The sequence below is a fragment of the Bradyrhizobium sp. SRS-191 genome, assembly GCF_024586915.1.
Classification (GTDB): Bacteria; Pseudomonadota; Alphaproteobacteria; order Rhizobiales; family Xanthobacteraceae; genus Bradyrhizobium.
Window position 1 is genome coordinate 180,383 of sequence record NZ_JANBVS010000008.1, and the last position, 18,084, is coordinate 198,466.

At 66.9% G+C, this 18,084-nt stretch carries 16 protein-coding genes; 10 read left to right on the forward strand and 6 right to left on the reverse strand.

Annotated elements, in window-relative coordinates; translation table 11 throughout:
* Nucleotides 1-4: 4 nt before the first annotated feature.
* Nucleotides 5-262: a hypothetical protein gene (locus NLR35_RS16740; protein WP_257167631.1), complete on the reverse strand. Its 258-nt coding sequence runs from the start codon at nt 260-262 to the stop codon at nt 5-7.
* Between the two features lie 559 nt (nt 263-821).
* On the opposite strand from NLR35_RS16740, the gene sdhC reads away from it, so the two are divergent.
* The 10 genes from sdhC to NLR35_RS16790 all read left to right on the forward strand — a co-directional run bounded on the left by sdhC (nt 822) and on the right by NLR35_RS16790 (nt 12,697).
* Nucleotides 822-1,220, forward strand: a complete 399-nt coding sequence (gene sdhC / locus NLR35_RS16745) for a succinate dehydrogenase, cytochrome b556 subunit (protein ID WP_011923483.1) — start codon at nt 822-824, stop codon at nt 1,218-1,220.
* Nucleotides 1,221-1,240: 20 nt separating this feature from the next.
* Entirely contained in the window at nt 1,241-1,615 is a 375-nt protein-coding gene (sdhD, locus tag NLR35_RS16750) for a succinate dehydrogenase, hydrophobic membrane anchor protein (protein WP_008965546.1), read from the forward strand.
* A 3-nt stretch (nt 1,616-1,618) separates the two neighbouring features.
* Nucleotides 1,619-3,457: a succinate dehydrogenase flavoprotein subunit gene (gene sdhA / locus NLR35_RS16755; RefSeq protein ID WP_257167632.1), complete on the forward strand. Its 1,839-nt coding sequence runs from the start codon at nt 1,619-1,621 to the stop codon at nt 3,455-3,457.
* Between the two features lie 33 nt (nt 3,458-3,490).
* Nucleotides 3,491-4,273 (forward strand): succinate dehydrogenase iron-sulfur subunit, encoded by a 783-nt coding sequence (locus tag NLR35_RS16760; protein WP_257167633.1) that lies wholly within the window; start codon nt 3,491-3,493, stop codon nt 4,271-4,273.
* Between the two features lie 113 nt (nt 4,274-4,386).
* Complete coding sequence (locus NLR35_RS16765; protein WP_257167634.1) at nt 4,387-6,537, forward strand: hybrid sensor histidine kinase/response regulator; 2,151 nt, start codon at nt 4,387-4,389, stop codon at nt 6,535-6,537.
* 63 nt (nt 6,538-6,600) lie between these two features.
* On the forward strand, nt 6,601-8,556 hold the full coding sequence (locus tag NLR35_RS16770) for an ABC transporter ATP-binding protein/permease (RefSeq protein WP_257167635.1): 1,956 nt from the start codon (nt 6,601-6,603) through the stop codon (nt 8,554-8,556).
* A gap of 142 nt (nt 8,557-8,698) precedes the next feature.
* Nucleotides 8,699-9,526 carry an FkbM family methyltransferase gene (locus tag NLR35_RS16775; RefSeq protein WP_257167636.1) on the forward strand — a complete coding sequence of 276 codons (828 nt, stop codon included), beginning with the start codon at nt 8,699-8,701 and terminating at the stop codon, nt 9,524-9,526.
* An 87-nt stretch (nt 9,527-9,613) separates the two neighbouring features.
* Complete coding sequence (locus NLR35_RS16780; RefSeq protein ID WP_257167637.1) at nt 9,614-10,099, forward strand: pyridoxamine 5'-phosphate oxidase family protein; 486 nt, start codon at nt 9,614-9,616, stop codon at nt 10,097-10,099.
* Nucleotides 10,099-10,317, forward strand: coding sequence for a hypothetical protein (locus NLR35_RS16785; RefSeq protein WP_257167638.1), 219 nt, complete (start codon nt 10,099-10,101; stop codon nt 10,315-10,317). The genes NLR35_RS16780 and NLR35_RS16785 overlap by 1 nt, the downstream gene beginning before the upstream one ends.
* 244 nt (nt 10,318-10,561) lie before the next feature.
* A complete protein-coding gene (locus NLR35_RS16790) occupies nt 10,562-12,697 on the forward strand; it encodes an OmpA family protein (RefSeq protein ID WP_257167639.1) in 2,136 nt (711 codons plus the stop codon).
* A gap of 240 nt (nt 12,698-12,937) precedes the next feature.
* On the opposite strand, the gene argG is transcribed toward NLR35_RS16790, so the two are convergent.
* The 5 genes from argG to NLR35_RS16815 form a co-directional block, all read right to left on the reverse strand.
* Complete coding sequence (gene argG / locus NLR35_RS16795; RefSeq protein WP_257167640.1) at nt 12,938-14,275, reverse strand: argininosuccinate synthase; 1,338 nt, start codon at nt 14,273-14,275, stop codon at nt 12,938-12,940.
* Between the two features lie 116 nt (nt 14,276-14,391).
* Entirely contained in the window at nt 14,392-15,171 is a 780-nt protein-coding gene (locus NLR35_RS16800; RefSeq protein WP_257167641.1) for a phosphatase PAP2 family protein, read from the reverse strand.
* Nucleotides 15,172-15,210: 39 nt separating this feature from the next.
* A complete protein-coding gene (locus tag NLR35_RS16805) occupies nt 15,211-15,696 on the reverse strand; it encodes a hypothetical protein (protein ID WP_257167642.1) in 486 nt (161 codons plus the stop codon).
* Nucleotides 15,697-15,860: 164 nt separating this feature from the next.
* On the reverse strand, nt 15,861-17,072 hold the full coding sequence (gene rlmN, locus NLR35_RS16810) for a 23S rRNA (adenine(2503)-C(2))-methyltransferase RlmN (protein ID WP_257167643.1): 1,212 nt from the start codon (nt 17,070-17,072) through the stop codon (nt 15,861-15,863).
* A gap of 111 nt (nt 17,073-17,183) precedes the next feature.
* A complete protein-coding gene (locus tag NLR35_RS16815; RefSeq protein WP_257167644.1) occupies nt 17,184-17,810 on the reverse strand; it encodes an invasion associated locus B family protein in 627 nt (208 codons plus the stop codon).
* Between the last annotated feature and the right edge of the window lie 274 nt (nt 17,811-18,084).

The following is an 18,084-nucleotide window of genomic DNA, read 5'->3' on the forward strand; positions in this document are numbered from 1 at the left end:
CGACTCAGCGCCGTCGTCCGATGGCCAGGCCCGCGAGCGCGGCCAGCGGCGGCGCGGCGCAGATCAGCACGAACTCCAGCACGGCAAGCGAAGCGATTTCGTGCTGGATCGCGATGGCGAGGCATGCCGCGAACAGTCCGGCGGCCGTAAAGCCGAGCACGCAGGTCAGCGGCTCCTCCGCAGGCTCCCGCGACGACGCGTTGCGGGCTGGCAGCGCAGCCGGGCGTTCGGTGGTTGTCGGCCGGACCGTTGGAACGGGCATCGGACCTCCCTGCAGCGCGCCTTTTTGACGGGACTTGGCCGCAGCCTAGGCCACGCGGGGAGGACCGGACATGCGGCAAAATCAACCACGGGCAAGATACGGGCGTCTGCTTTGCAACGAACCTGCAGTCACCGCGATGACTTGCCATGGGGCCGGGGGCGAGGGCGTTCGTCCCGCGAATCTTTCCGGGCAGGTTTGCAGAATCGACGCCTTGGGCACGCCGTTCTCTACGAAACCGGCTGGTCCCGGTCCGTAGTTAAGCGGTGAATCAATGCTCTACGACCTGCGTTATTTACTAGGCTTGTCGGCTGAACCGATCATCGGGAGGAGCTAGAAGTGAACCGTAATTCTTGTTTCACGGCCGACCCTGGGTTCTGGTATACCACGGCGACCATTGATCCTTTTTTCACCGACGCCGTAGTACTGAATCGTCGTTCGGATTCGGGACATTTGTCCGTTGCAACACCTGTTCCTTCTCCGTAAATAAAGCCCGCCTGCCGATCCCACACGGCCGCAAGCCCTTCCGTTCACGGCCCACAAGAAATCATCAAAGCAACCAATGACAGCCAGGATCGAACGACCGCTTTCGCCGCATCTGCAAACCTACCGTTGGACGCTGACGATGATCCTGTCGATCGTCCATCGCGCCACGGGTGTTGCACTGTATTTCGGGACGCTGCTGCTGGCCTGGTGGTTGATCGCCGCCGCGTCCGGTCCCAGCGCCTACTCCTATGTCCAGGGCTTCATGGGCAGCTTCCTCGGCCGCCTGATCGTGTTCGGCTACACCTGGGCGCTGCTGCATCACCTGCTGTCGGGCATCCGTCACTTCGTCTGGGATCTCGGCTACGGCTTCAAGCCGAACGAGCGCGAGACTTTGACCTGGGGCGCACTGATCGGCGGCATCAGCCTGACCGTTCTGGTGTGGATCGTGGCCTACGCAGTCGGAGGCGGCCGATGAGCAACGCACGCGCAAAATCGATGCGGACTCCGCTGGGCCGCGTCCGCAATCTCGGTGCCGCCCACTCCGGCACCGGTGACTTCTGGCGTCAGCGCATCACCGCCGTCGCCATGACCTTGCTGATCGTTCCCGTCGTCGTCGTCGTGATCATGCTGCTCGGCCGCAACCAGGCAGGTGCTGCGCAGATCCTCGGCTCGCTGCCGATCGCCCTGATCATGCTGCTGTTCGTGGTCGCCAGCTGCTGGCACATGAAGATCGGCATGCAGGTGATCATCGAGGACTACGTGCACACCGAGTCGCTCAAGCTCATCGCGATCATGGCCAACAACTTCTTTGCCGTGACCGTGGCGATCGCCTCGATCTACGCTCTCATCAAACTGTCCACTGGAGTCTAGCGAATGGCCGGCGGAGCAAATGGCAGCGCGAACGGCGCGCCCGCGACGAACGGAAAAGCCTATCCGATCGAGGACCACACCTACGACGTCGTCGTGGTCGGCGCTGGCGGCGCGGGCCTGCGCGCGGTGGTCGGCTGCAGCGAGGCGGGCCTGCGCACCGCCTGCATCACCAAGGTGTTCCCGACACGCTCGCACACCGTGGCGGCGCAGGGCGGCATCTCGGCCTCGCTCGGCAACATGCACCAGGACGACTGGCGCTGGCACATGTACGACACCGTCAAGGGGTCGGACTGGCTCGGCGACCAGGATGCCATCGAGTACATGGTGCGCAACGCGCCTGACGCCGTCTACGAGCTCGAGCATTGGGGTGTCCCGTTCTCGCGCACCGAAGACGGCAAGATCTATCAGCGCCCGTTCGGCGGCATGACCATGGACTACGGCAAGGGCCAGGCGCAGCGCACCTGCGCCGCCGCCGATCGTACCGGTCACGCGATGCTGCACACGATGTATGGCCAGTCGCTGCGCCATGCCGCGGAGTTCTTCATCGAGTACTTCGCCATCGACCTCATCATGGACGATCAGGGTACCTGCCGCGGCGTGATCGCGCTGCGCATGGATGACGGCACCTTGCATCGCTTCCGCGCCCAGACCACGATCCTGGCGACCGGCGGCTATGGCCGCGCCTACGCCTCCTGCACCTCGGCGCACACCTGCACCGGCGATGGCGGCGGCATGGCGCTGCGCGCCGGCCTGCCGCTCCAGGACATGGAGTTCGTGCAGTTCCACCCGACCGGCATCTACGGCTCGGGCTGTCTGGTCACCGAGGGCGCGCGCGGCGAAGGCGGCTATCTCGTCAATTCCGAGGGCGAGCGCTTCATGGAGCGCTATGCGCCGTCGGCGAAGGACCTCGCCTCGCGCGACGTCGTCTCGCGCGCGATGACCATCGAGATCCGCGAGGGCCGCGGCGTCGGCAAGAAGAAGGACCACATCTTCCTGCATCTCGACCATCTCGATCCGAAGGTGCTGGCCGAGCGTCTGCCGGGCATCTCCGAATCGGCCAAGATCTTCGCCAATGTCGACGTCACCCGCGAGCCGATCCCGATCGTGCCGACGGTGCACTACAACATGGGCGGCATCCCGACGAACTATCATGCCGAGGTCCTGACCAAGAAGGACGGCGACGACAACGCGATCGTCCCGGGCCTGATGGCGGTGGGCGAGGCGGCCTGCGTTTCCGTTCACGGCGCCAACCGGCTGGGCTCAAACTCGCTGATCGACCTCGTGGTGTTCGGCCGCGCTGCCGCGCTGCGGCTGGCCGAGAAGCTGACGCCGAACGGCAAGCAGCCCGACCTGCCGAAGGACTCCGCCGACAAGGCGCTCGGCCGGCTCGACCATTATCGCTACGCCTCGGGCGGCACGCCGACCGCGAAGCTGCGCGAGAGCATGCAGCACGTCATGCAGACCAACTGCGCCGTGTTCCGCACCGGCGAGGTGCTGCAGGAAGGCCATAACCTGATCCACAAGGTGTATGGCGGCATCGGTGACATCGCGGTCTCCGACCGCTCGCTGGTGTGGAATTCCGATCTCATCGAGACGCTGGAGTTCGACAACCTCATCGCCCAGGCGGTGGTGACGATGGACTCGGCTAACAACCGCACCGAAAGCCGCGGCGCCCATGCCCGCGAGGATTTTCCGGATCGCGACGACAAGAACTGGATGAAGCACACGCTGGCGTGGATCGACAACAAGGACGGCAAGACCACGATCGATTTCCGCCCGGTGCACAACTACACCATGACCAACGACGTGCAGTACATCCCGCCCAAGGCACGCGTGTACTGAGTCCTGCAGTCATAACCAAGAAGGCCTACCGAAATGGCTGAGTTCGCACTTCCGAAGAATTCGCAGATCACCGGCGGCAAGACCTGGCCGAAGCCGGCAGGCGCCACCGAACTCCGCGAGTTCAGGGTCTATCGCTGGAATCCGGACGACGGCAAGAATCCGAGCGTCGACACCTATTATGTCGACGTCAACGATTGCGGTCCGATGGTTCTCGACGGCCTGATCTGGATCAAGAACCACATCGATCCGTCGCTGACCTTCCGCCGCTCCTGCCGCGAGGGCGTGTGCGGCTCCTGCGCGATGAACATCGACGGCCAGAACACGCTGGCCTGCACCCGCTCGATGCACGACGTGAAGGACGGCGCGGTCAAGATCAACCCGCTGCCGCACCAGCCGGTGGTCAAGGACCTGGTGCCTGACCTCACCAATTTCTACGCGCAGTATGCCTCGATCGAGCCGTGGCTGAAGACGACCACGCCGACGCCGCAGAAGGAATGGAAGCAGACTCACGAGGACCGCGAGAAGCTCGACGGCCTCTACGAGTGCATCCTGTGCGCCTGCTGCTCGACCTCGTGCCCGAGCTACTGGTGGAACAGCGAACGCTATCTCGGGCCGGCCGCGCTGCTGCAGGCGACGCGCTGGGTCAAGGACAGCCGCGACGAGGCCACCGGTGAGCGGCTCGACAATCTCGAGGATCCGTTCCGGCTGTATCGCTGCCACACCATCATGAACTGCGCCAAGGCCTGCCCGAAGGGGCTGAACCCGGCCGAGGCGATCGCCGAGCTGAAGCTCAAGCTGGTCGAGCGGCAGATCTGACCGGGCGATAGTGATATATCAGTGCGCCCGGAACCGGCAGAGGTTCCGGGCGCAGCTACTTTGTAGCCGACGCCGATTGCGTTAAGCTCCGAGCCCTTTGGGCCGGAGCGACCGTGCAGACCGCACAACGCAAATCGCTGACGATGCTGCGCTGGATGATGGTCGCCTCGCTGGCGCTGCCCGTCGCGCTGTTCCTGGTCGCGGCCTACGTGTCCTACGGCACGACCACCGAGGAAGCCGATCGCGAAATCCGCCGCTCCCTCGAAATCGTCCATGAGCATGCGCTCAAGGTGTTCGAGACGATCGACCGCAGCCTGTCGGAGATCGACGAGATCGTCCGCGATCTCTCGGATGCCGACATCAAGCTGCGCGAACAGACGCTGCATGCCCGGCTTCGGCAATTGTCGGACTCGCTGCCGCAGATGAAGTCCGCCTGGGTGTTCGATGCCTATGGCCGGCCGCTGGTCAACAGCATGATCTACCCGGCGCCGGACATGTCGTTCATGGACCGCGACTACTTCAATGCCCACGTCAAGGACAGCATCGGCACCTTCATCGGCGCGACCTTGACGCCGCGTACGCCGTATCAGGGCGCGGCGTTCTTCAGCATCAGCCGCCGCCGCCAATCCGACGACGGCAGCTTCACCGGCATCATCCAGGCCTCGGTGCTGCCCGACTATTTCGAGCACTTCTACGCCCGGATCGGCCGCACCCCCGGCAGCTACTTCGCTCTGCGTCGGTTCGACGGCGTGACGCTCGCGCGCTTCCCTGTGGCCGAGCGAAGCGCCGGTCCGGCAGCGCGCGACATTCCCGCGGGCGCGGCGGATACCGAGCAGTTGGTCACCGAGACCTCGCCGATCGACGGCGTCGCGCGCCGGGTCGGCTACCAGCGTCTCGCCGGTTATCCGGTCTATGTCTCCGCCGGCATGGACACCGCCACCATCCGCGACCGCTGGCTCGCGACGATGGGCCGGCACCTGATCTTCGGCATTCCGGCCACCGCCCTGCTGATCGTGTTCCTCACGCTCGCTAGGCGGCGGACCGAACACTTCTATGTCGAGGCCGCGCGCCGCCTCGAGGCGGAGGATGCGCTCAAGCACGGCCAGCGCATGGAGGCGCTGGGCCAGCTCACCGGCGGCGTCGCGCACGACTTCAACAACCTGCTCACGGTGATCCGCGCCTCGGCCGACCTGTTGCGCCGGCCCAACCTTCCGGATGAACGGCGCCAGCGCTACATCGATGCGATCTCCGACACCGTTGCGCGCGCGTCCAAGCTGACGTCGCAGCTGCTGGCCTTCGCGCGGCGACAGGCGCTGAAGCCGGAGGTGTTCGACATCGGCCGCACCGTCGTCACGCTGCGTGACATGACCAAGACGCTGGTCGGCTCGCGCATCGAGGTCGTCACCGCGGTGCCTGATGCGCCGTGCTACGCCAATGCCGACGCCGGCCAGTTCGAGACCGCGCTGATCAACATGGCCGTCAATGCCCGCGACGCCATGGCCGGCCAGGGCCTGCTCAGCATCACGGTGACCCCCGCGCCCGACCTGCCGACCCCGGTCGCCCCCCACGATCGTCCCCCGCTCGGCTATGTCGCGATCGCGGTGCAGGACACCGGCGTCGGTATTCCCCAGGAGCAGTTCGGCCGGATCTTCGAGCCGTTCTTCACCACCAAGACGATCGGGCAGGGCACCGGCCTCGGCCTGTCCCAGGTGTTCGGCTTTGCCAAGCAGTCCGGAGGCGAGATCGGAGTGGTCAGCGAGGTCGGCCGGGGCGCCACCTTCACGCTGTATCTGCCCCGCGTGGCTCCGGCGCAGGATCAGCTCGGCGAGACGAGTGGCCACGCCGTGCCGATCAGCGGCCGCGGCATGGCGGTGCTGGTGGTCGAGGACAATATCGATGTCGGCCGGTCCGCCACCGAAGCGCTGGCCGAACTCGGCTATCTCACCACGCTGGTGGACAACGCGCGCGACGCCCTGGAGGAGCTGATCGACGGCGCCAGCCGGTTCGACGTCGTGTTCACCGATGTGGTCATGCCCGGGATGACGGGTCTCGAGCTCGCCGAGGAGATCCGCCGGCTCGAGCTCAACATCCCCGTCGTGCTCGCCAGCGGTTATAGCCACGTGCTCGCCCAACAGGGCACCAACGGATTCGAGCTCCTGAGAAAGCCCTATTCGATCGAGGAATTGTCGCGCGTGCTGCACAAGGTCGTGCCTGTGCCGCTCTATCGCGCGCCGCCGGTGGCGCCGAATTCGGAGGTGCGCTGACACCAACATTGCGGCCAGGGAACTCGCCGCGGAACCTTGGACTTGGGTTCCGGTTATCGCCCCATGGGACAGATCCAGGACATCGAGCGGCCCGTTGCGTCGGCGCCTACGAAGGCGCCGATCATCGAGATCGCCGCCGAGAACGGAGACCACGTGGAGCCGCCGCCGCCCGAGGTGGTGGAGGCGGACCCCGAGCTGACGCCGGAAGAAGCCGAGCAGGTCCGCAAGCGCTATCTGCTGACGCGGTTCTGGATCAGCGCCCGCGGCTTTTGGGGCAAGTCCGGCGATCGCCTCGCTTGGCCCTTCACCCTCGGACTGCTCGTCCTGATCATCGGCACCGTCGTCTTTCAATACGGCATCAACGTCTGGAATCGCTCGATCTTCGATGCGATCGAGAAGCGCGACGCCGCGACGGTGTTTCATCTCACCGCGATCTTCTTCCCGCTCGCGATCGGCAGTGTCATCCTCGCCGTCGCGCAGGTCTATGCGCGGATGGCGATCCAGCGGCGCTGGCGGGCGTGGTTGACCAACAGCGTCATCACGCGCTGGCTCACCAGCGGCCGCTACTACCAGCTCAACCTGGTCAGCGGCGATCACAAGAACCCCGAATACCGCATCGCAGAGGATTTGCGCATCGCCACGGACTCGCCGGTCGACTTCGTCGCCGGTGTGACCTCGGCGCTGCTGTCCGCAGCGACCTTCATCGTGGTGCTCTGGACCATCGGTGGCGCGCTGACCTTGCATCTCGGCGGCACCGAGCTGACCATCCCAGGTTTCCTGGTGATCGCAGCCATCGTCTACGCCGCCATCGCTTCCGGCTCGATCATGACGATCGGCCGCCGCTTCGTGCAGACCTCGGAAGACAAGAATCAGGCGGAGGCCGATTTCCGCTACACCCTGACCCGCGTCCGCGAGAACGGCGAGAGCATCGCGCTGCTCGGCGGCGAGACCGAGGAACGGGCCGGCATCGACCGGACGTTCGGCAATGTGCTGCAGCAATGGGCCAGGCTCGCCGGCCAGCACATGCGCACCACCCTGGTGTCGCAGGGTTCGAGCCTCATCGCGCCCGTCATCCCGCTGTTGTTGTGCGCGCCGAAATTTCTCGACGGCAGCATGACGCTCGGTCAGGTGATGCAGGCGGCGAGCGCGTTCACGATCGTGCAGACGGCCTTCGGCTGGCTGGTCGACAACTATCCGCGCCTCGCCGATTGGAACGCTTGCGCGCGCCGCATTGCCTCGCTGATGATGTCGCTGGATGCGCTGGAGCGCGCCGAGCGCGGCGACGGCATCGGCCGTATCAAGCGCGGCGAGACGGCGGGCGAGGCGATGCTGAGCCTGAACGATCTCTCGGTCACGCTCGACGACGGCACCGCCGTCGTTGGCGAGACCGAGGTCGTGGTCGATCCCGGCGAGCGGCTGCTCGTCGCCGGCGAATCGGGGACGGGCAAGAGCACGCTGGTCCGCGCCATCGCGGGCCTTTGGCCCTGGGGTGGCGGCAGCATCAACTTCCATCCCGACCGCCGGCTGTTCATGCTGCCGCAGCGGCCTTACGTGCCCTCGGGCAGCCTGCGTCGCGCGGTGGCCTATCCCGGCGCCGCCGAGGACTGGAGCGTCGAGCAGGTCGGCGAAGCCCTGCACAAGGTCGGCCTCGATCATCTCAAGGACCGCATCGAGGAGGAAGCGCCATGGGATCAGACGCTCTCCGGCGGCGAGAAGCAGCGGCTCGCCTTCGCGCGGCTGCTGCTGCATAGCCCGGACATCGTCGTGCTCGACGAGGCGACGTCCGCGCTCGATGAGAAGAGCCAGGACAAGATGATGCAGATGGTGACGAGCGAGCTGCCGAAGGCCACCATCGTCAGCGTCGCGCATCGGGCCGAGCTCGAGGCGTTTCACAGCCGCAAGATCGTGCTGGAGCGTCGCAAGGGCGGCGCCAAGCTCGTCAGCGACATCGATCTCATCCCCCGCAAGGGCAAGCGCCGCCTGATCGGCCGCTTCCTGCGCCAGCGCAAGGCGGTCTGACGACTGCAAGGCCCGCGGGCCGTCGCAGTGAGACCACATTGCGGCCACGCCCCCTGCATTGGAGTCCTGCGCGAAACCGGCTATCACTCGGCGCCCTCACGCCAGCACACGATTGCCGCGCCTCGACTGCCAGGACCCGACCTTGACGCCCGACAACGATCCCTCTCCCCCGCCCTTCGGGGCTTTCGCTCCGAACGCCGCGCAGGCCCTGGTGATCCGCCTGGCGCACGGATCCGGGCTGAAGCGGGGTGCCTTCCGGCCGATGTTGACGCGGCTCGTCAACCTGCTGCGCGAGGGTCCGCTGGACGTGGACTATCAGGGCGCCAGCTTTCGCTTCCATCACCAGGTCAGCGCCACCGAGCGGGGCGCGCTGTTCAATCCCGACTACAATCGTGAGGAGCTGGATTTCCTGCGCAGCCATCTCCCGGCCGGCGGTGTCGCGGTCGACGTTGGTGCCAATGTCGGAACGTTTGCGTTGCCGCTCGCGCGCCATGTGGGGCCATCCGGACTGGTGATCGCGGTCGAGCCGCACCCGGTGACGCATGCGCGCCTTCGGTTCAATCGCGATGCATCGGCGCTGTCGCAGGTCACGCTGGTTGCCGCCGCCGCGGGCGACAGCGACGGCGAGGTGATGATCGAAACCGATGGCGAAAATCTCGGTGCCAGTCATATCGTGACCGGCACCGCCGGTGGCGAGGCCTTCAAGGTCCCGTCGCTGCGGTTGCAGACCATCCTCGATCAGGCCGGCGCAACCAAGGTCGACGTGCTGAAGATCGATATCGAGGGGTTCGAGGATCGCGTGCTGACCTGCTTCTTCCGCGAGGCGCCGGAGACGCTGTGGCCGCGCGCGATCGTGATCGAGCACCTGTCGCGCGACGAATGGCAGAGCGACTGCCTCGCCGACATGATCAAGCGCGGCTATCGCGAGACCGGCCGCACACGCAGCAACACGCTGCTGCTGCGCAATTGAGACAACGCGCCGCTCGCTTTCATCCCTCTGTTCCGGAACATCGCCTATGACGCGGCGTTAGCGCCCCTGACATCCAAGGAGCGCACCATGAGCAATGACGATACGCGCGATCAAGATCGCGTCTGGGAGCTGATGAAGAAGATCACCTTCGCCATGCTGGTCACGCGCGACGGTGACAAGCTGCGGGCGCGGCCGATGAGCGCCTATCTCGAACGCGACGAAGGCCTGATCTATTTTCTCACGGACGCGCGCCACCACAAGGATGAGGAGATCGCGCGATCGCCGCAGGTCAACCTGTCCTTTGCCGATGCCGGCAACCAGAAATACGTGTCCTTGACCGGCACCGCAGCGATTTCCAACGACCGGGCCAAGATCCGCGAGCTGTTTACGACCACGGCCAAGGCGTGGTGGGACAGCGCCGAGGATCCGAACATCCGCCTGCTGAAGATCACGCCCGATGACGCCGAATATTGGGATTCGCCGGGCACGGTGGTCAGCTACATCAAGATGGCGGCCGCGGCCGTGACCAACACGCGGCCCGACATCGGCGACAATCGCAAGGTGGCGATGTGATGCCGATCGAACCACCCGAGATCCCGCCGGCGACGCCGGGCCATCCGGCCGAGCCACCGCCGGAAGATCCGGTCGGCAATCCTCAGCCCGACATTCCTCCGCCGGTGTACGAGCCCGATGCGCCCGAGCCGCCGCGCGAGCTACCGGGGCAAACGCCTGACGAGGTGCCGGGGCGGGGACCGCTCGGTCCGACGACGCCCAGTCCGGTCACGGATTGACCGCCATTGTACCTTGATCGTGATGGACAGAAGAGAGCTGGCGTCCGCGCCGGCTCTCTCGTCGTGAAGTTCCGGCAAGCCTTTGAAATTCAAGACTGAATGAAACATGAATGGCGGCAATCCGGCGGCTGCATCGTGCCGAAATAAATCCGCGCCCGGATTTGAACTACGCCACAATCCAGCCTAACGCATAAACGTTGATCACTCCGTGCTTGAAAAAGAACGTTTCGGGAAACAAAGACACATGAGCAAACTTCGCGTTCTGCTGCTTGCGACGACCGCGCTGTCGGCGATGCAACTGACGAACTCCGCAGCCCACGCGCAGAGCGCGCCGATGATCGTGGCCCAGGGGCCAGGCGGGCCGGGCGGTGAAGTCGGCCCCGACGGCCGACCGAAGCAGCCGCCGCACGCCCAACCGCCGGGCCAGCCGCAGCGTCCGGGGCCGGGCGGTCCTCCGGCCGCAGCTCCGCATCAGGCGCCGCCTCCGCCCCCGCCGCCCCCCGCAGCAGCGCCACGCCCGGCACCGCCTCCGCCTGCCCCGCCGCCGGCCGCAGCGCCGCGTCCGGCGCCTGCACCCCCGCCGCCGCCTCCGCCGCGTGCTGAGCCACCGCGCCCGGCTCCGCCGCCGCCGCGCGCTGAACCGCCGGCTGCTCCTCCACGTCCGACGCCTCCGCCGCCGCCTGCTGCCGCTCCCCCGGTGCATACCCCGGCGCCACCTCCCGTGGCGCCGCGTGAGCCGGCACGTCCGACGCCACCGCCCCCTCCGCCTCCGGCTGCGGCGCCGCCCGCGCCTGCACGTCCCACGCCGCCCGTACCTCCGGCAGCCACGCCGGTGCCGCCTCCTGCGCCCAACGCAGGACCGGGCGCGAGGCCTGGCTCTCCGCCGCCGCCTCCGGGTGCGACGACCCCACCGCATTCACCGCCGCCGACCGCTGCACCTGCTCCGCAGCCGTCCCCGGGACAAACCCCGCCGCCAAATGCGGGGCAGCCTCCGGCCGGCCGGCCGGGCGCCGGCGGCCCGCCTCCGGGCGGTCCGCAGGGGGGACCCCCGCCCCGCGGCGCACCGACCCCGCCGTCCGGAACGACGGCACCTGCGCCGGGAACGCCGCCTGCTCCCGCGACGCCGCCCGCGGCTCAGACGCCTGCACCGGCCACCCCGCCTGCGCCCGGCAATCCGCCGCCCGGCGGCCGACCGGGTACGCCTCCGGGCGCCCCTGGAGCACCGCCGCCGGCCGCGGGACCCGGTCCTGCTCCTGCTCCTGGCGCCGCCGGTCCTGGACCAGCCGGCCCGGGTCCGGGCCCCAATGCTGGACCTGGCGCCGTGCCGCCCGCCGGACCCCCTGCCATGGCTACCCGGCCGCCGCCGCAGGTGGCTGCGCCGATTCCCGCGCCGCCGCCGCCGACCCCGCAGCAGCTCACGCCGATCGCTCCGGGTGCGCCGATGCCGGGACCGCAGCGGCTCGACGATTTCCGCGCCCAGCGTCGCGAGGTGCAGGAGGGCGGCCGGACCGTGATCTACGAGCCGGGCCGCGTCATCGTGCGCGATCCGAGCGGCCAGGAGTTCGTGCGCCACGATGAGCTCGAGCGCTTCCGCTATGGTGCCCGCGACATTCGCGTGCAGCAGGAGCGGGGCGAGACGCGCACCGTCGTGATCCGTCCCGATGGCAGCCAGATCGTCACGGTCACCGCGCCGGATGGCCGGCTGCTGCGCCGCATCCGCCGCGACATCGGCGGACGCGAGATCATCATCATCGACAACACCTATCGCGATCCCCAGGCGGTCGGCGGCTTCTATGTCGATCTGCCGCCGCCGGAGATCCGCATCCCCTACAACCGCTACATCGTCGACGCCGAGGAGGCGCCGCCGGATGTCATCTACGACACGCTCGTCGCTCCGCCGGTCGAGCGCGTGCAGCGCCGCTACTCGCTCGACGAGGTCCGCTACTCACCTTCGGTGCGTCAGCTGATGCCGTCGATCGATCTCAACACGATCACCTTCGAGACGGGATCGTGGGAGATCGGGCCTGATCAGGTTGCGAAGCTGCAGGTCATCGCGGACGGTCTCAACCAGGCGATCCAGCGCAATCCGCGCGAGGTCTTCCTGATCGAGGGCCACACCGACGCGGTCGGCAACGAGACCGACAATCTGTCGCTGTCGGATCGCCGCGCCGAATCGGTTGCAACGCTGATGACGCAGCAGTTCGGCGTGCCCGCCGAGAACCTGACCTCGCAGGGCTATGGTGAGCAGTACCTGAAGGAGCAGACCCAAGGCCCGAGCCGCATCAACCGCCGCGTCACGGTCCGCCGCATCACGCCGCTGCTGAACGGCGGCCAGGCGGCATTGCCGCCGCCGCCTCCGGGCACGGCCCCGCCGCGCTGAGGCGCTGCGAGCGATCGAAAATGAAAATGGCCGGGAGCAATCCCGGCCATTTTTGTTTGGTGGCAGGCTGCCGCCTCATAACCGGTGTCGTCCCGGCCTTGAGCCGGGACCCATAACCACCGGCCGTCATGAGGTGGGCAACTGATAGTCACGTTCCCCGAGAGCGTCCGCGGTATGGGTCCCTGCGTTCGCAGGGACGACAGCGGTGGAGACGGCGCCGTATCTTGCTTTAGGCTTCCCTCAGCCCTTGTCGTGGCCGAGCTGGAAGATCTGCGCGCCGTCCGCGCCTGACAGCAGGCCGGTGTCGGAATAGAGCTTCAGCTTGGTGCGGGTGTCGGTGATGTCGAGGTTGCGCATGGTCAGCTGGCCGATGCGGTCAGCGGGTGTGAAGGCGGCGTCCTCGACCTTCTCCATGCTCAGCCGCTCCGGCTGATAGGTCAGGTTCGGGCTCTCGGTGTTGAGCAGCGAGTAGTCGTTGCCGCGGCGCAGCTCCAGCGTCACCTCGCCGGTGATGGCGCGCGCGACCCAGCGCTGGGCGGTCTCGCGCAGCATCAGGGCCTGCGAATCGAACCAGCGGCCCTGATAGAGTAGGCGGCCGAGCTTCATGCCGCTCATGCGGTACTGCTCGATCGTATCCTCGTTGTGGATGCCGGTGACGAGCCGCTCATAGGCGATGTGCAGCAGCGCCATGCCCGGCGCCTCGTAGATGCCGCGGCTCTTCGCCTCGATGATGCGGTTCTCGATCTGGTCGCACATCCCCAGGCCGTGGCGGCCGCCGATCGCATTGGCCTCCAGGAACAGCGCCACGGGATCGGTGAAGGTCTGGCCGTTGAGCGCGACCGGCTGGCCCTCCTCGAAGCGCACCACGACGGTCTCGGGCTTCACCGCGCAGTCCTCGCGCCAGAACGGCACGCCCATGATCGGGGTGACGATGCGGATGCCGCTGGAGAGGCTCTCGAGATCCTTGGCCTCGTGGGTGGCGCCGAGCAGGTTGCTGTCGGTCGAATACGCCTTCTCGGCGCTCATTTTGTAGTTGAAGCCGTTGGCGGTCAGGAATGCCGACATCTCGGCGCGGCCGCCGAGCTCGTCGATGAACTGCTGGTCGAGCCAGGGCTTGTAGATCTTGAGGTTCGGGTTGGTCAGCAGGCCGTAGCGGTAGAACCGCTCGATGTCGTTGCCCTTGTAGGTCGAGCCGTCGCCCCAGATGTTGACGCCGTCCTCCTTCATCGCGGCGACCAGCATGGTGCCGGTGACGGCGCGGCCGAGCGGCGTGGTGTTGAAGTAGGTCGCCCCGCCGGTCGAGATGTGGAAGGCGCCGGACTGGATCGCGGCGATGCCCTCATGCACCAGCTGGGTGCGGCAATCGACCAGGCGCGCCTTCTCGGCGCCGAAGCTCATCGCCTTGCGCGGGATCTCGTCATAGTCGGACTCGTCGGGCTGGCCGAGATTGGCGGTGTAGGCGAAGCAGCGCGCGCCCTTCTGCTTCATCCAGAGCAGCGCCGCGCTGGTGTCGAGGCCGCCGGAGAAGGCAATGCCGACTTTCTCGCCCTTGGGAAGGCCTTTGAGGATCGTGGTCATGGGGAGTCCAACCGGTGTTGATGGCCGCAATATTCGGAAATTCGCGCGCGGATAGCAGATTTCGCCCCGCTGGGCACGCGATTATTGGCCCCTGATAACCGGAGCCTGGGCCGCGCTCAGCCCGCGGGGCTGGTGTCCGGCTGGCGGCGGCCGAACAGGCGGCGCATCAGGCGGAAGCCCGGCATGGCGAAGCGGGTCAGCGCGGCATCGACGCCGGCATCGGTCAGGCGCGTCGACGGCCAGCGGTAGATGTAGCCATGGGCCAGCCAGATCACGAGGAAGGTGACGAGCCCGGCGGCGGAGATGTCGGTGAAGAAATGGCCGCCGAACGCCATGCGCAGGACCGAGGTGGCCAGGCCGAACAGCACGGCGGCGGCATAGGCGACGGGACGAATGGCCGGCGGGGTCAGCGCGGCCGGCGCCAGGGTCCAGAAAGCGGTGGCGCCCTCGCCGGAGAAGAACGAGCAGTTGCGGCCGCAGCCGCCGCGCGGATCCCAATACGGCACGAATTGCATGTCGCCGCCGAACTCGGTCACGACGACCGGGCGCGGCCGGCCCCAATAGGATTTGAAGGTGAAGTTGGTGAGCACCCCGGCCGACAGCGACAGCGTCAGCAGCAGGAAGGCGATGGTGCGGCCCTTGATCAGCAGCGGCCGGTCCGGGCGGATCAGCTTCACCACCAGCGCAACGATCGAGGGCAGCGCAAGGCCCCAGGCGATCCACATCGCCGCATCGCGCGCAAACGACGCGTAGCCGTCGAGCTTCAAGGGGAAGCTGCGCGTATGCGGATCATAGAACAGCGCGGCGAGCTTGAGGTCGAGCTCGGGATAGACGCCGAACAGCACGCCGATGACGAGCGCGAGCGACAATGCGATGAAGAGGCCGTTGCGGTTCATGGCGCGCGGTTTAGCGAAAGCGGATGGCGATGGAAAGGCTCAGCGCGGCGAGCCCGACGGAAGCGGCGGCGGCGGAGGCATGAGGCGCGGCGTTCCCCGCCAGCGGCCAGCATTGCGGCCGGCGATCAGCCAGTAGATGAGCCCGCCGAGAATGCCTGCGCCGGTCAGGATCTCGAGCTGGCGGCGGACGATGCCCTCGAAGTGGAACGTCTCCGGATCGAACGGGATCAGGCCGAGATAGCAGGCGGCGCCGACCACGCCGCCGCCGATGGCGTAAGCGAGCACGCTGCGGATCGAAAACGCCTCGGTGATGAGCGCGATCAGCAGCGCCGGAATCAGCGCGAAGCCCGACACGAAGATGAAGCCGAAGCCGATGACGACCTGGAGCGCGCTCTGGTCGATCGGGCCGATGCCGATGTCGGAGAATTCCGGGATCAGGATCGCGGTGACCACGACCAGACCGGCGACGAAGCTCGCGAGGAGAAACGCGAACGCGATCACGATCAGCCGTCCGATCAGCGCCATGGCGGAGTCCCCATTCTACGCAATCAAGGCCCTATCGCCCCCATTCGTCATGGCCGGGCTTGACCCGGCCATCCATCGCTCAATCAATCTCTGTCGAGGTGATGGATGCCCGGGTCAAGCCCGGGCATGACGATCGTGTTCGGAGATGCAGGCACGCACGATCCTCAATCCGTCATCGCCATCGCGCGCAGCGCCTGGCGCTCGCGGGCCGACAGCTTCTCGGTCTCCGACTTCAGCTGGCCGCAGGCGGCGAGGATGTCGCGGCCACGCGGCGTGCGCACCGGCGAGGAGTAGCCGGCGTTGAAGACGTATTCGGAGAATTTCTCGATCTGCTCCCAGTCCGAGCATTCATAGACCGAGCCCGGCCACGGATTGAACGGAATGAGATTGATCTTGGCCGGAATCCCCTTGAGCAGCTTGACCAGCAGCCGGGCATCATCGAGCGAATCGTTGACGCCCTTGAGCATCACATATTCGAAGGTGATGCGGCGGGCATTCGATGCGCCGGGATAGTCGCGGCAGGCCTGCAACAGCTCGGCGATCGGATATTTCCGATTCAGCGGCACGAGCTCGTTGCGCAGCTCGTCGCGGACCGCGTGCAGCGAGATCGCCAGGGCCACGCCGATCTCCTCGCCGGCGCGCTTGATGTTCGGCACCACGCCGGACGTCGACAGCGTGATGCGGCGGCGGGAGATGCCGATGCCCTCATTGTCGGAGACGATCAGCAGCGCATCGCGCACCGCGTCGAAATTGTACAACGGCTCGCCCATGCCCATCATCACGATGTTGGTGACGAGGCGGTTGCCGTGCGGCGTCTCGCGGTCGGCCCAGTCGTTCAGGCGGTCGCGCGCCACCATGATCTGGCCGACGATCTCGCCGGCAGTGAGGTTGCGCACCAGCCGCTGCGTGCCGGTATGGCAGAACGAGCAGTTCAGCGTGCAGCCGACCTGGGAGGAGACGCACAGCGTGCCGCGATCGGTTTCGGGGATGTAGACGCATTCGACCTCGTGCGCCTTCTGCAAGCCGTCGCCGCTCGGCAGCCGCAGCAGCCATTTGCGGGTGCCGTCATTGGAGATCTGCTCGGCGACGACCTCGGGGCGGTCGACCGTGAAGCGCTCGGCCAGCGCAATGCGGGTGTCCTTGGACACCGAGCTCATCTCGTCGAACGATTTGGCGCCGCGGAAATACAGCCAGTGCCAGAGCTGCTGCACCCGCATCTTCTGCTGGCGCTCGGGCACGCCGATCTCGCCGAGCGTTGCAGCCAACTCCGCGCGCGACTGGCCGATCAGCGACGGCTTCGCCGGCGGCACGTAGGTTTCAAGCGGAGTCTTTTCGAGGGGCGCGGCGGCTTCGCGCAGCCCGGCAGTCGTTGCCATGTCCAGGGGCCCAAAATGCTGCCCGGCCGCTGCGGCCGAAGGCGTTGTCGGGCGTTATATAACGATCCGGCCGGCAAATGCGACCCGCCGACGAGCGGTATCGAAGGCCGGCTAGCGTCGGCAATCCTGGGCGATGCGATCGAGAGCCTGGGAGAGCCCCTTGAGCGAGAACACGTCGGTGGTCTCCGTGCCCTTGGCCGAGACACCCTTGACCACCGCCTCCGGCGCCTTGCGCATGGCCTCGACCATGCGCTCCTCCTCGGCCGCGTTCTTGATCCAGAGCCCGTCGCCCTGGGCGTACATCGCATAGGACGCGCCACCGACATCGAGCGATCCGTCGGCGCCGGGCTTCAGCGCATAGCCGATCATGATCGACACCTCGTTGAACACCTTCTCGGAGGGGCGGGTCGAGACGAAGGCGTAGGCGGGATCACGCGGGCGATTGGCGGGGGTGGTCTTCGACGAGGCCGGCTTGGCCAGCGCGAAGCAGACCTTCTTGCCGCCGGGAGCGGCGGTGTACGCCCCCCAGCCGCCGAACTGGCCGATCAATGTCGGCTCCGCGCCGCCGATGTTCGGGACCGCAGGTTTCGCCTCGGACTTCGGCGCCGCCTTCGGTTGTGGGGCGGGCGCACCCTTGGGTGGCGCCTTCGGCGCAGCCGTCTGAGCGGCGGCAAGGCTCGGGCCTCCGAGCACGAGCGCGCCGGTGGCCAGCGCAGTCGACAATCGCAAAAACAACATGATTAAGCTAAGTCCCCCGCGATCTCGTTCCACCAACATTGTGACTGGAAAATGGCCCGGATTCGCAGACCGTCCGGGCGAGGGATAGCGGCTTCGCGGCTCCCTTGCAAAGCGGATCGACGGGCCTCGTGAACCGCTCCGCCGCCGGTTGATCGCGCTCGCTGTTCCGAGAGACGGTATTCGCCGAGGACCTCTTCGCCGCAGCTCGCGTGTTGGCAATTGTCGGGCGTCGGCAAATCCGGCATGACGTTCCAAAAGCCCGGCATGATCCGGA